Genomic DNA, 13940 nt, shown 5'->3' with positions numbered 1-13940 from the left:
GTCCGGCGCGCTTCAGCCCAGGGGCAGGTGCCGGCTGAGCAGGGCGCGCAAGGCCGCGGGCTTCACCGGCTTGGCCAGGTAGTCCAAGCCTGCCGCATGCACCTGGGCGACCATCTCCGGGCGGCCATCGGCGCTGATCACCACGCCGGGTACCGGTTCGCCCAATTGGGTGCGCAACCAGGCCATGACCTCGGTGCCGGTTTCGCCATCGTCCAGGTGGTAGTCCACCAAGGCCAGTTGCGGGCGGATGCCTTCCTTGAGCAGCGCAGCGCACTCCTCGCGGTTGCGGGCGGTCCAGACCTGGCAGCCCCAGCGGGTCAGCAGGCTGTTCATGCCGATCAGGATGCTGTCTTCATTATCCAGGCAGAGCACTTGCCCGCCGTTGAGCGACTGCCCTTTGAGCTCCGCAACCTTGCCCGGAGCCACGGTGCCGCTGCGCGCCAGGGGCACGCTGACACTGAATACGCTGCCCTTGCCGGGCCAGGAGCGCACCTGTAGCGGATGCCCCAGCACCCGGCACAGACCGTCGGCGATCGCCAGGCCCAGCCCCAGGCCTTTTTCGGCGCGGGTCTGGTGGCTATCCAGGCGCTTGAACTCCTCGAAGATCACCTGCTGCTTGTCCTGCGGAATGCCGGGCCCGCGGTCCCAGACTTCCAGGCTCAACGAGTCGCCGCGACGGCGCACGCCCAGCAGGACCGGACCCTTGGCGTAGCGGAAGGCATTGGTCAGGAAGTTCTGCAGCACCCGGCGTAGCAGCTTGCTGTCGCTGTCGACGCGCAGATGGCTGCCGCGCACCCGGAATTGCAGGCCCTGTTCCTGGGCCAGGACCTTGAACTCCGTGCCCAGGGTGTCGAACAGTTCGTTGAGGGCGAAGGGTTTGCGTTCCGGAGTGATCTTGCCGTTCTCCAGGCGCGAGATGTCCAGCAGGTCGCTGATCAGGTCTTCGGCCGAACGCAGCGAGCTGTCCAGGTGCTGCACCAGTTGCTGGGCCTCGGCGGACAGGCCGTCTTCCTGATGGGAGAGGGCGGCGGAAAACAGTCGCGCGGCGTTCAGCGGTTGCATCAAGTCATGGCTGACCGCGGCCAGGAAACGGGTCTTGGACTGGTTGGCCGATTCGGCGGTGCCCTTGGCCTCGATCAGCGCGGCGTTGAGTTGCGACAGTTCATGGGTACGTTCCGCCACCCGTTGTTCCAGGCCTTCGTTGGCTTCGGTCAGGGCCTGTTCGGCCTCGCGAAAAGGGGTGATGTCGGTGAAGCTCATGACAAAGCCGCCGCCGGGCATGGGGTTGCCGATCAGCTCGATCACCCGGCCATTGGGGAACAACCGCTCGGAAGTGTGTGCGCGGCCCTGGCGCATCCAGTGCAAGCGCCTGGCCACATGCACTTCCGCTTCGCCGGGGCCGCACAGGCCGCGCTCGGCATTGTGGCGGATGATGTCGGCGATCGGCCGGCCGACGCTGATCAGCCCCTCGGGATAGTTGAACAGTTCCAGGTAGCGCCGGTTCCAGGCCACCAGCTTGAGGGACTGGTCCACCACGCTGATGCCCTGGCTGATGTTTTCGATCGCGCCTTGCAGCAGGGCGCGGTTGAACTGCAAGACCTCGGAGGCTTCGTCGGCGATGCGCACCACGTCCTCGAGCTGCATGTCCCGGCCTTCGATGGCCGCCTTGACCACCGCCCGGGTCGATGAGGCCCCCAGTACGCCCGCCAGCAGGCGTTCGGTGTGGGCGATCCATTCGCCGTCGGCGTTCTGGTTCGGGTTGAAGCCCTTGCCCTGACGGTAGGCGAAGCGAATGAAGCTCTGGCGGGCGCGTTCTTCGCCGACAAAGCGCGCGGCCAGCTTCAGCAGGTCGTCGATCTGCACCGCCAGCATCGAGCGCGAACTCAGGCGGCCGCTGATTTCCTGGCCGATGAAGCGCCCGGCTTGCCAATGCTCGGAAACCCGGGTGCGCGACAGGACCGAAACCCAGGCGAACAGGGTGAAGTTACCGGCCATGGACAGCACCACGCCCTGGGTCAGCGGCGTGATCGGCAGGTTCAGCGGGTTGCTGTGCAGCCAGGCCAGGCCCGGGAAGCTGTTCAGCGACCAGCCCAGGCTATGGGCCGCCAGCGGCAGTACCAGGGTGTAGAACCAGATGAAGGTGCCGGCGGCCAGGCCGGCAAACACGCCACGGCGGTTGGCCTGTTTCCAGTACAGCGCGCCGACCATGGCTGGCGCCAGCTGGGTCACGGCGGCGAAGGCGATCTGGCCGATGGTGGCCAGGCTCGCGGTGGAGCCCAGCAGGCGGTAGCTGACATAGGCCAGCAGCAGGATGACGACGATGCTCACCCGGCGTACCGAGAGCATCCAGTGGCGGAACACTTCGAACGGGCGTTCGGCATTGTTGTGCCGCAGCAGCCAGGGCAGCAGCATGTCATTGGAGACCATGGTCGACAGCGCCACGCTGGCGACGATCACCATGCCGGTGGCCGCCGAGGCGCCGCCGATGAAGGCCAGCAGGGCCAGGGCCGGATGGGCCTGGGCCAGGGGCAGGCTGATGACGAAGGAGTCCGGCAACACGCTGCTGGGCAAGAGCATCTGCCCGGCCAGGGCAATGGGCACCACGAACAGCGCGGCCAGGGCCAGGTAGGCCGGGAAAACCCATTTGGCCAGGCGCAGGTCCTGGGGCTCGATGTTTTCCACCACGGTGACGTGGAACTGCCGGGGCAGGCAGATGATCGCCATCATCGCCACTCCGGTCTGCACCACCATCGACGGCCAGTTGACGGTTTCTTCCCAATACTGCTCCAGGCGCGGGGCCAGCATGGCCTGGCTGAACAGATCGTCGAAACCGTCGTACAGGCCGTAGGTGACGAACACTCCCACCGCGAGGAAGGCGAACAGCTTGACCAGGGATTCGAAGGCGATCGCCAGCACCATGCCCCGGTGGTGCTCGGTGGCGTCCAGGTTGCGAGTGCCGAAGACGATGGTGAACAGGGCCAGGATCAGCGACACGATCAGCGCCGTGTCCTGGGCGCGGGTGCCCATGGTATCGGCGCCGGCGCCGATCAGCAGGTTGACCCCGAGCACGATGCCCTTGAGTTGCAGGGCGATGTAGGGCAGCACCCCCACCAGGCAGATCAGCGCCACCACGACTGCCAGGGACTGGGATTTACCGTAGCGGGCGGCGATGAAGTCGGCGATGGAGGTGATGTTCTCCTGCTTGCTGATCATCACCATCTTCTGCAGTACCCAGGGGGCGAACACCAGCAGCAGGATCGGTCCCAGGTAGATCGGCAGGAAGGCCCAGAGTTGTTCGGTGGCCTGGCCCACGGCGCCGAAGAAGGTCCAGCTGGTGCAATACACCGCCAACGACAGGCTGTACACCCAGGCCCGCACGCGCGGCGGAAGGGGTGCACTGCGGCGGTCGCCGTAGAAGGCGATGGCGAACATGATGGCCATATAGGCCAGGGCAACGGCTGCAATCAGCCCGCTGGACAACGACATGGGAACTCCGAAACAGATGCACCGGGCACGTCAGCCCGGCCAGACAGTCTGGCACGATGTCGAGTCGTCGTCAGTGTCGACCAAGGTATCAGCGCGGCCTGATGTCGCAGGGGCGGTTCAGGCTGGCTGGGAGCGGGTTTCGCAAGCCGGACCCAGGGCGATATCGACCAGCTCTTGAAGCTCCTGGGCCTGGAGGGGCGCGGCGGCGAACAGGATGCGGAACACCGTGGGCGCCACGATCAGGTTCAGCAGCCGATCCACGTCCGGCAGTTTGCCTGCGCTGGTTCGATAACGGTCGAGGATGATCTGCAGCTGGCCGCCGAGGATGGTCGCGCAATAACCCGGGGTGGCGCTGCATTGGACGTCGCGCATCATGTTGCGTCCGGGCTCGGAGCTCATTTCATCCAGGTACTGTTCGGCCCAGGCCAGCAGGTCGCCACGCAAACTGCCGGTATTTGCCGGCTCGCTGTCCGGGCGCATGTGGGCCAGGGCAACGTCGGCGAGCAAGGTTGCCAGGTCGCCCCAGCGTCGGTAGATGGTCGAGGGGGTGACGCCGGCGCGAGCGGCGATCTGCGGGACGGTCAGGGTCGAGCGTTCCTGTTCTTCAAGAAGCTCGCGTACTGCCCGGTGGATGGATTCCTGGACCCGGGCGCTGCGGCCGCCTGGGCGTAAACCTTCTTTGATAGCCATGGGGTCGAACCTTAACACAAAGAATTTGCTTTAAGCGCCTGGCAGTAGCACACTCCGCAAAAGCAAAATATTAGCTTTAGTGGAGCGTGCCCTATGCCTGGTGCTATCGACACTCGCGTGTCCAATCGTTGCAGCCTGTTGTTCCTGGCCGTGACCCTGCTCGGTTTCCTGGCTGCGTCCAGCGTGCCGACTCCCTTGTACCACCTGTACCAGCAACGCCTGCATTTTTCTCCGGCGATGCTGACGCTGGTCTTCGGCGTCTATGCCATGAGCCTTTTGGCGGCGTTGCTGACGGTGGGATCGTTGTCGGACTACCTGGGGCGCCGGCCGGTGATTTTTGCCGGCCTGCTGCTCAATATCCTGGCGATGCTGCTGTTCATCAATGAAAGCAGCGTGTACTGGCTGATCGCCGCACGCATGGTCCAGGGTTTCGCTACCGGCATGGCCACCAGTGCCCTGGGGGCCGCGCTGCTGGATACCGATCGCCGGCAGGGCCCCTTGGTCAACAGCATTGCGCCGTTGCTGGGCATGGCCTGCGGAGCCATGGGCGCCAGCGTGCTGGTGGAGTTCGCGCCGCTGCCGCTGCAATTGAGCTATTGGTTGCTCCTGGGCTTGTTCGTGGCGCAGGCCTTGTACCTCTGGCGCCTGCCGGAAAGTGTCAGCGCGCAACCCGGAGCCTGGGCCTCGCTACGCCCGACCCTGCATGTGCCAGTACAGGCGCGGCGCGCGCTATGGCTGGCGCTACCGGTGGATGTGGCGGTCTGGGCGGTGGGTGGCTTCTATCTATCCCTGGCGCCGTCCCTGGTGCGGGCCGCCACCGGTTCCACCTCGAACCTGATCGGCGGCGGTCTGGTCGCCGTGCTGACGCTCAGCGGTGCGGTGATGATCTACACCCTGCGCGAGCGGCATCCCGCTGGGGTCCTGCGCCTGGGGGCCGGGTTGCTGGCCCTGGGCATGGCGCTGATCCTGGCGGCGGTGCACAGCGCCAGCTTGCCGCTGTTCTTCTTCGGCACCCTGGTGCTGGGCAGCGGTTTCGGTGGCGGTTTCCTCGGCGCTCTGCGCAGTGTGGTGCCCCTAGCCTTGCCCCACGAGCGAGCCGGGCTGCTGTCGGCGTTCTATGTCCTGAGCTACCTGGCGTTCTGCCTGCCGGCATTGCTGGCTGGAGGGCTGGCCCGCAGCTTCGGCCTGGTCGCCACCACCGATGGTTACGGCGCGGTGCTGATCCTGTTGGCCCTTGGCGCACTGATGGCCCTGATGCGACGCCGTCCGGCCATGCAATGTGACGCGACAGGGTACTGAACCACGGTGTCGATCGTCCTTTGATCGAAGTTGCTGGGCGCTTGGGGGCTCTTTACCATGGCGCAGTTTGTGGATGTTCAACCACGAGTCTAAGGGATTGAAATTGCGCGCACATGGACGTTCGTTAGGGGATTTTGGTGAGCTGTCTCCGGCAGAGACGCTGTTGCTCAAGCACTGCAAATACGGGAGATATGCCGTTGTGGGGGAGCAGTTGCCCGATGAGCAGACAGCCGACAATGCCGTGCGGGCTACCTTTTTGCGCTTCCTGTTGCTCGGAGGTGATGAGAGTGTGGCGATTCATGAGCGTGGAGTGCTTCTGAAAGGGGCCTTTATCACGGGTACGCTCAATTTGATCGCTACTCGGGTTCTTCCTTGGCTTGGTCTGCAGCGATGCAGGTTTGAAAAGGAACTGCTTCTGAGCGATGCGATTCTTGAGCGCTCTTTTCGCCTTGATACCTGTGAACTACCCGGCCTGAATGGGGCGCGAATGAATGTGAATGGCAGTTTTTTCTTGTGCCATTCTCGCGTGACGGCTGCCGTTGATATCAGCCAGGCAAAGATCGTCGGATCGTTGGATTGCATGGGGGCCAGCCTAAGCGTTGGTATGGCAGCGTCCGAAAAAGATGCTGTCAAAGAGGAGGCTTTGCTAGCCAGTTACAGTGAAATTGCCGGCAACGTTCATTTGACCTCAGGGTTTAATGCTGACAGCGATGTGCGGTTTCTCGGGGCGAGGATCGGAGGGCAGGTTAATTGCAGAGGCGGTAGGTTCAATGCTCAGAAAACTTTTGCGTTGTCCTTGGATAGCACTGTTATCCAGGGAGACGTTTTTCTGGTTGATGGGTTCTCTTCCAAGGGGCGAGTGTCGTTCATCGGGGCGCAGATATCGGGACAAGTAAGCGTTGTGGGCGCTCATTTGAACGGTAACGACGATGTTGCGCTGGAAATGAGCAGAGCGACCGTTCGTGGCATCATCTTTTTCAGCAAAGAATTCAAGATCCAGGGTTTGCTCAATCTCTCCAATGTTTGCGTTGACGGAAGCCTGACCTTTCAGCAGGGCAGCGTAGATCGAGTGCGAGCCGATAACCTGGAGGTCAAGGGGGCGCTGGTCCTGAGAAAGCTGGACGTGGGCATCCGCAGTATTTCACTCAGCGGTGCACGGGTGGCGGTGCTCAAGGATTGTGCTGAAGCTTGGGGCGAGAATCCCGTCCTCAATGGTTTCGTTTATGACTTCATCGATATTCAAGAGTCGATGTCGATTGGGGCCCGGCTGAAATGGTTGAAAAAACAGAAGGCCAGCCTGAGCCAGGCCAGCAGCACCGAGCCTTCCCCGCCTTGTTTCCATCCACAACCCTGGCGTCAGCTACAGCAGGTGCTCGAGTCCATGGGGCATGCGGAAGAGGCCAGGGCAGTGGGTATCGAACACGAGCAATGCCTGCGGGACTTCGACCTGATCGGCCAGACACCTGAGGGTTGGCGTCCCTGGAGGCGTGCGTTCTACAGAGGTATCGCTCGGGTCATGCACTCCTGCTACGGCAAGCTCACAGGGTTTGGTTATCGTCCCATGTTGCTGCTGCAGTGGTTTGCGCTGGTCTGGGCGTCTTCCACCCTGGTGTATTGGGGAGCGGCCAACCTGGGTGGTGTGTTTGCCCCCAGCGATCCCCTGGTTTTCCAGAACCCCGAGTACGAGACCTGTCGTCCGGATCGGGAGGCGCTCTGGTATGCGCGCCAGCTTGTTTTGCCGCCTCTTCCAGCACCCGCTGACTACCAGGGGGAAGGCAACTGGTACCTATGTAGCCTATTGCGTGAGGAGTACACCGGCTTCAGCCCGATGGCGTTTTCACTGGACCTGTTGTTGCCGTTGGTGGATCTGCACCAGGAGAACGATTGGGCGCCGTTGATAGCGACCCCCAAGGCCAATGTGTTCTTGGAACTGCTGGATTTTTTCAGTCTCAAGCGCTTCGTGCGCTTTGTGATGTGGTGCGAAATTATTGCTGGATGGGGCTTCAGTCTGTTGTTTGTAGCGGTAGTCTCCGGTCTGGCTCGGCGCAAGGAATAGAAGCGCTAGCCGCTCTATATCTATAAAATAGATAACAGATAGATAAATTACCCGTTATATAGATATTCGATTAGGTTCTACCATGGGCTCAACCTCTTCCGAGGACAGGAGACCCCATCGTGACATGTAGCCAAAGCGTCAAGGCCGGCCGCCGGCCGTTGAGCCATCTGCAACACCCCCGCGAAGCCATTCGCCAATTCACCCCCAACTGGTTCGCCGCCACCATGGGCACCGGCGTCCTGGCCCTGGCCCTGGCCCAATGGCCTGCCCAGGTCCCTGGGCTGCGCCTGGTGGCGGAGGGCTTCTGGTGGCTGACCATTGCCCTGTTCCTGTTGTTCAGCGCGATGTACACCGCACGCTGGGTGATGTTCTTCGATGAAGCACGGCGGATATTCGGACACTCCACGGTCTCGATGTTCTTCGGCACCATTCCCATGGGGCTGGCGACCATCATCAACGGTTTGTTGCTGTTCGGTCGTGGCCATTGGGGCGATGCGGTGCTGCTGCCGGCCCAAGTGCTCTGGTGGCTGGATGTGGCCATGTCCCTGGCTTGCGGAGTGCTGATCCCTTACATGATGTTCACCCGCCAGGAGCACAGCATCGACCAGATGACCGCAGTATGGCTGCTGCCCGTGGTGGCGGCCGAGGTGGCTGCGGCCAGCGGCGGGTTGCTGGCTCCGCATCTGGCCGATACCCACGCGCAATTGGTGATGTTGAGCACCAGCTATGTGCTGTGGGCCTTCTCGCTGCCGGTGGCGTTCAGCATCCTGACCATCCTGTTGCTGCGCATGGCCTTGCACAAGCTGCCCCATGAAAGCATGGCCGCCTCCAGCTGGCTGGCCCTGGGCCCGATCGGTACCGGCGCCCTGGGCATGCTGGTGCTGGGTGCGGACGCCCCGGCGATCTTCGCCGCCAATGGCTTGCCTGGCATCGGTGAGATCGCCGCCGGGCTGGGGCTGGTGGCTGGCTTGACCCTGTGGGGCTTCGGCCTGTGGTGGATGCTGATGGCGGTGCTGATCACCCGGCGCTACCTGAACGAAGGCATTCCCTTCAACCTCGGCTGGTGGGGGTTCACCTTCCCGTTGGGTGTGTACTCGCTGGCGACGCTCAAGCTGGGCAGCACTTTGCACCTGGGTTTCTTCAATGTGGTGGGGGCGGTGCTGGTGGCGGCCCTGGCGGTGATGTGGCTGATCGTCGCCAAGCGCACGCTGCAGGGCGCCTATAAAGGAGAGCTATTTGTCTCGCCATGCATTGCCGGCCTACATAAATAATCGGCAAACACAGGTAAGGTGTGGCCTGGATCGATGTTCGGCATTCCAATAACAGTATCCTCGCCACTCAGGAACACGCAAGATGAGTCACCCCTCGCAGTTCACCTTGCTTCGCAAGCGGCGTTTCCTGCCGTTTTTCATCACCCAGTCCCTCGGCGCCTTTAACGACAACATCTTCAAGCAGTCGCTGATCCTGGCCATCCTCTACAAGCTGAGCATCGAGGGCGATCGCTCGATCTGGGTCAACCTCTGCGCACTGCTGTTCATCCTGCCGTTCTTCCTGTTTTCGGCGCTGGCCGGGCAGTTCGGCGAGAAGTTCGCCAAGGATGCGTTGATTCGCCTGATCAAGCTGGGGGAGATCGTGATCATGGTGGTGGGGGCCGTGGGGTTCGCCTTCGATCACCTGTCGTTGATGTTGTTGGCGCTGTTCGCCATGGGGACCCACTCGGCGCTGTTCGGCCCGGTCAAGTATTCGATCCTGCCCCAGGCCCTGCGTGAAGAAGAGCTGGTGGGCGGCAACGGCCTGGTGGAGATGGGGACTTTCCTGGCGATCCTGGCGGGCACCATCGGCGCCGGGATCATGATGTCCTCGGAGCATTACGCGGCGATCGTCTCGGCTGCCATGATCGGCGTCGCGGTGCTGGGTTACCTGGCCAGCCGGGCCATTCCCCGGGCGGCCGCGGCCTCTGCGCAACTGCGCCTTGACTGGAACATCTTCAGCCAGTCCTGGGCGACCTTGCGCCTGGGCTTGGGCCAGACGCCGGCGGTGTCGCGCTCGATCGTCGGCAACTCCTGGTTCTGGTTCGTCGGGGCCATCTACCTGACCCAGATCCCGGCTTATGCCAAGGAATGGATGCACGGCGACGAGACGGTGGTGACCCTGATCCTCACCGTGTTCTCGGTGGGTATCGCGGTGGGCTCGATGCTTTGCGAGAAGCTCTCGGGACGCAAGGTCGAGATCGGCCTGGTGCCGTTCGGTTCCCTGGGGCTGACGGTGTTCGGCCTGTTGCTGTGGTGGCATTCCGGCGGTATTCCAGAGAGCGCCACCGGCCATGGCTGGCTCGAGGTCCTGGGCTTCGCCCATGCCTGGTGGGTATTGCTGGATGTCCTGGGCCTGGGGATCTTTGGCGGCTTCTACATCGTGCCGCTGTACGCCCTGATCCAGTCGCGGACCCCTGAGCACGAGCGGGCGCGGGTGATTGCCGCCAACAACATCCTCAATGCGCTGTTCATGGTGGTCTCGGCGCTGGTTTCCATCGTCTTGCTGAGCATGCTCAAGCTGAGCATCCCCCATCTGTTCCTGGTGGTGTCGCTGCTCAACATCGCGGTCAACGTCTACATCTTCAAAGTGGTGCCCGAGTTCAGCATGCGTTTCATGATCTGGCTGCTCAGCCATTCCATGTACCGTGTGGAGCATCGCAACCTGGAGCAGATCCCCGATGAGGGCGCAGCGTTGCTGGTGTGCAACCACGTGTCCTTCGTCGACGCACTGCTGATTGGGGGCGCGGTGCGTCGGCCGATTCGCTTCGTGATGTACTACAAGATCTACAACCTGCCCGTGCTGAACTTCATCTTCCGCACTGCCGGGACTATTCCCATTGCCGGTCGCCATGAAGACTTGGAGATCTACGAAAAGGCCTTCAAGAAGATTGCCGAGTACCTGCGCGATGGTGAGCTGGTGTGCATCTTTCCGGAGGGCAAGCTGACCGCCGATGGCCAGATCAACGAGTTCAAGGGTGGCCTGACGCGGATTCTCGAGGAAACCCCGGTGCCGGTGATTCCCTTGGCCTTGCAGGGGCTGTGGGGGAGCTTCTTCAGTCGCGACCCGAACAAGGGGTTCTTCCATCGTTTCTGGTCGCGGATCACCCTGGTGGCTGGCTCGCCGGTCGCGGTGGAGGCCGCGGAACCGGCCCAGTTGCAGGTGGTGGTGGAAGCGCTGCGGGGCACGCGACGCTGAGTGATCGGTGGATAAAACAACGCCCGCGATGTCGCGGGCGTTGTTGTTTGTGCGCGGGGGGTGTCAGGCGGCGCTGATTTTCAGGCCCACCAGGCCAAGGATGATCAAGGCCACGCTGGCCAGGCGCACCATGGCCATGGACTCGCCGAACAGGATGATGCCGGCGATCACCGTTCCCACTGCGCCGACGCCGGTCCAGATGGCATAGGCGGTGCCCAGTGGCAGTTCCTTCACGGCCAGGCCCAGCAGGCCCAGGCTGATGGCCATGGCGAGGATGGTCAGGGCGGTAGGCAGTGGACGGCTGAAGCCCTCGGTGTACTTCAGGCCCACCGCCCAGCCTACTTCGAACAGACCGGCGAAAAACAGAATGATCCAGGACATGCTGACCTCATTGGTTGACGGGGTCGTCCCCAGAAATACTCACTCGATTCGAGCTGCAGGGTCGTCCCCGCGTTGCGCATTATACTGCGCAAATCAACCAGGGTAGCGGAGGTTTTTCAGGCGCTGGCGTTTGGTGCTTGCTCCTTGGCGTCGCCGGGTTCATCCATGCGGCGCAGGAATGTGGCGAGCAAGGCTCCGGAAATGTTGTGCCAGACGCTGAACAGGGCGCTGGGCACCGCTGCCAATGGCGAGAAGTGCGCACTGGCCAGGGCGGCTCCGAGACCGGAGTTCTGCATGCCGACCTCCAGTGCCAGGGATTTGCGCTGCGCCAGCGGCAGCTTGAACAGGCGCCCGGTGAAATAGCCCAGCAGGAAACCGAAGCTGTTGTGCAGCATCACCACGGCCATGATCAGCAGGCCGGACTCGGCGATCTTCGCCTGGCTGGCGGCGACCACTGCGGCGACGATGATGACGATGCTCGCCACCGACACCAGCGGTAGCACCTCCACCGCATGCCGTACTCGCTGGCCCAGCAAACGCTGGGCCATGACGCCGAGCACGATCGGCAGCAGCACCACTTGCAGGATCGACCAGAATAGCTCCATGAAGGACACCGGCAGCCAGGCCGAAGCCAGCAGCCAGATCAAGGCAGGCGTCAGCAATGGCGCGAGCAGGGTGGTCACGGCGGCGATGGCCACTGACAAGGCCAGGTCGCCCCGGGCCAGCCAGGTCATGACGTTGGACGCGGTGCCGCTCGGGCAGCAGCCGACCAGGATCACCCCGACGGCGATCTCGGGTGGCAGCTCGAACCCCTGGCAAAGCGCCCAGGCCACTCCGGGCATGATGACGAAATGCGCCACCACCCCCAGGGCCACTCGCCAGGGATGGCGGGCGACTTCGGCGAAGTCCTCGAGCTTCAGGGTCAGGCCCATGCCGAACATCACCACGCCCAACAGCGGCACGATGGCGGCCTTGAGGCCGATGAACCAGGTCGGCTGGAAAAACGCCAGTACCGCGAAGACCAGCACCCAGTAGGCGAAGGTGTTGCCGACGAAGCGACTCAGTGCAGCCAGTACGCGCATGGCCTGTTCCTCATATATATGAAAACGCCACCGAAGGCGGTGGCGTCTGGTGCGATGGGCTGTCCGACCAGGGCGTCAGATGCCCTGCGGGATCTCTTCGCCGCCCAGGGCCTCGAACAGCGCCGGGAGGAACTCGCCGAAGGTCAGCATCATCAGGGTGAAGCTGGCATCGAGTTGGCCCAGGGCCTCGTCGCCACCATCTTCCTCGGCCTGGGTTTGCAGCAGGTCTTCGAACTTCAGGCGCTTGACCACCATCTTGTCGTCCAGCACGAAGGACAGCTTGTCCTGCCAGGCCAAGGACAGTTGGGTGACCACCTTGCCGGTGCTCAGGTGCAGCTGGATTTCCTCGCTGGTCAGGTCCTGGCGCTTGCAGCGCACGATGCCACCGTCTTCGTGGGTATCGCGCAGTTCGCATTCGTCGAGGACGAAGAAGTCGTCGGCGGCCTGCTGGGTCTTGACCCAGTCGGTCATGATCGCGGTCGGCGCGGTCTTCACCGTCAGCGGCCGGACCGGCAGGGTGCCGAGTACTTCGCGCAGGGTGGAGAGCAAGTCTTCGGCACGCTTGGGGCTGGCCGAGTTCACCAGGATCAGGCCCTGTTTCGGCGCGATGGCGGCGAAGGTCGAAGAACGGCGGATGAAGGCGCGGGGGAGGAAGGCCTGGATGATTTCATCCTTGATCTGGTCGCGCTCTTTCTTGTAGACCTTGCGCATCTGCTCGGCCTCGATCTCCTCGACCTTCTCCTTGACCGCATCGCGGACCACGCTGCCGGGCAGGATGCGTTCTTCCTTGCGTGCGGCCACCAGCATGAAGTCCTGGCTGACGTGCACCAGCGGAGCATCCTCGCCCTTGCCGAAAGGGGCGACGAAACCGTAAGTGGTCAACTCCTGGCTTGCACAGGGACGCGCCAGTTTGGTCGCCAGTGCAGTTTCCAGCGCCTCAGCATCAACGGGCAGATCTTGGGTCAGGCGATAGATCAGCAGGTTTTTGAACCACATGGGGTGAATCTCTCCTTTATACAAAGGAGGGCATTATTCTCTTCGCTGCCGCTCAGGCCAACCCTTCGCTAAGCCTTTGGAAGGGCTGAAAAAATTATTATAAAAAGTGCTTGCCAGAGCGCAGGCTGCTCCGTAGAATGCGCGCCACACCGAACGAGAAGGGTGATTAGCTCAGCCGGGAGAGCATCTGCCTTACAAGCAGAGGGTCGGCGGTTCGATCCCGTCATCACCCACCATTCGTTCGATAGTGTTACGCGCAGCGGTAGTTCAGTCGGTTAGAATACCGGCCTGTCACGCCGGGGGTCGCGGGTTCGAGTCCCGTCCGCTGCGCCATATTCGGTAACCTGGAACACTGAACGCCAGGTCACCACGGAAAGCCCGCTAACGCGGGCTTTTTGCTGTAAGAGGTTTTGCGGGTCGTGCGGCAAACCATGGAGATTCAGATTTTTTTGATAAAAATATCAATTAAATCAACACTTTATGAATTTCTGTGGCATAATGCGCCCCGCAACGAAGGTAAAGGGTGATTAGCTCAGCTGGGAGAGCGTCTGCCTTACAAGCAGAATGTCGGCGGTTCGATCCCGTCATCACCCACCACTTACTTTCAACGCTACGCGCAGCGGTAGTTCAGTCGGTTAGAATACCGGCCTGTCACGCCGGGGGTCGCGGGTTCGAGTCCCGTCCGCTGCGCCATATTCGGTAACCTGGAACACTGAACGCCA

General features: G+C 62.4%; 9 protein-coding genes and 4 tRNA genes. 8 read left to right on the top strand and 5 right to left on the bottom strand.

Annotation, left to right across the window (positions count from 1 at the left end):
• Positions 1–12 precede the first annotated feature (12 nt).
• Entirely contained in the window at positions 13–3486 is a 3474-nt protein-coding gene (locus tag CAG11_RS14385; protein WP_085596839.1) for a PAS domain-containing hybrid sensor histidine kinase/response regulator, read from the bottom strand.
• Between the two features lie 117 nt (positions 3487–3603).
• The gene (locus CAG11_RS14380) at positions 3604–4176 is read right to left on the bottom strand and encodes a TetR/AcrR family transcriptional regulator (RefSeq protein WP_085596838.1); all 573 of its coding nucleotides are present in this window, start codon (positions 4174–4176) and stop codon (positions 3604–3606) included.
• A 93-nt stretch (positions 4177–4269) separates the two neighbouring features.
• Here CAG11_RS14380 and CAG11_RS14375 point away from each other — a divergent pair, with 93 nt between their 5' ends.
• From CAG11_RS14375 to CAG11_RS14360, 4 genes are all read left to right on the top strand, one after another.
• Entirely contained in the window at positions 4270–5475 is a 1206-nt protein-coding gene (locus CAG11_RS14375) for an MFS transporter (protein WP_085596837.1), read from the top strand.
• Between the two features lie 73 nt (positions 5476–5548).
• The gene (locus tag CAG11_RS14370; RefSeq protein WP_256578574.1) at positions 5549–7531 is read left to right on the top strand and encodes a membrane-associated oxidoreductase; all 1983 of its coding nucleotides are present in this window, start codon (positions 5549–5551) and stop codon (positions 7529–7531) included.
• A 119-nt stretch (positions 7532–7650) separates the two neighbouring features.
• Positions 7651–8802, top strand: a complete 1152-nt coding sequence (locus tag CAG11_RS14365) for a TDT family transporter (RefSeq protein ID WP_022640201.1) — start codon at positions 7651–7653, stop codon at positions 8800–8802.
• Positions 8803–8884: 82 nt separating this feature from the next.
• On the top strand, positions 8885–10759 hold the full coding sequence (locus CAG11_RS14360) for an MFS transporter (protein ID WP_085596836.1): 1875 nt from the start codon (positions 8885–8887) through the stop codon (positions 10757–10759).
• A gap of 63 nt (positions 10760–10822) precedes the next feature.
• Here CAG11_RS14360 and sugE read toward each other — a convergent pair whose 3' ends face one another.
• The 3 genes from sugE to rdgC all read right to left on the bottom strand — a co-directional run bounded on the left by sugE (position 10823) and on the right by rdgC (position 13218).
• On the bottom strand, positions 10823–11140 hold the full coding sequence (gene sugE, locus CAG11_RS14355; protein WP_085596835.1) for a quaternary ammonium compound efflux SMR transporter SugE: 318 nt from the start codon (positions 11138–11140) through the stop codon (positions 10823–10825).
• A 116-nt stretch (positions 11141–11256) separates the two neighbouring features.
• Positions 11257–12222 (bottom strand): bile acid:sodium symporter family protein, encoded by a 966-nt coding sequence (locus CAG11_RS14350; RefSeq protein ID WP_085596834.1) that lies wholly within the window; start codon positions 12220–12222, stop codon positions 11257–11259.
• A 75-nt stretch (positions 12223–12297) separates the two neighbouring features.
• A complete protein-coding gene (gene rdgC / locus CAG11_RS14345; RefSeq protein ID WP_022640197.1) occupies positions 12298–13218 on the bottom strand; it encodes a recombination-associated protein RdgC in 921 nt (306 codons plus the stop codon).
• Between the two features lie 160 nt (positions 13219–13378).
• On the opposite strand from rdgC, the gene CAG11_RS14340 reads away from it, so the two are divergent.
• The 4 genes from CAG11_RS14340 to CAG11_RS14325 all read left to right on the top strand — a co-directional run bounded on the left by CAG11_RS14340 (position 13379) and on the right by CAG11_RS14325 (position 13911).
• Positions 13379–13454: transfer RNA gene (locus CAG11_RS14340), tRNA-Val, on the top strand.
• 20 nt (positions 13455–13474) lie between these two features.
• A tRNA-Asp gene (locus CAG11_RS14335) sits at positions 13475–13551 on the top strand.
• A 188-nt stretch (positions 13552–13739) separates the two neighbouring features.
• Positions 13740–13815: transfer RNA gene (locus CAG11_RS14330), tRNA-Val, on the top strand.
• A 19-nt stretch (positions 13816–13834) separates the two neighbouring features.
• Positions 13835–13911, top strand: a tRNA-Asp gene (locus CAG11_RS14325).
• The last annotated feature ends 29 nt before the right edge of the window (positions 13912–13940 follow it).

This window comes from Pseudomonas sp. B6(2017) (genome assembly GCF_002112765.1).
Taxonomy (GTDB): Bacteria; Pseudomonadota; Gammaproteobacteria; order Pseudomonadales; family Pseudomonadaceae; genus Aquipseudomonas; species Aquipseudomonas piscis.
Note: the sequence above shows the minus strand (reverse complement) of the source record. Positions and strands in the feature narration are given on the sequence as shown.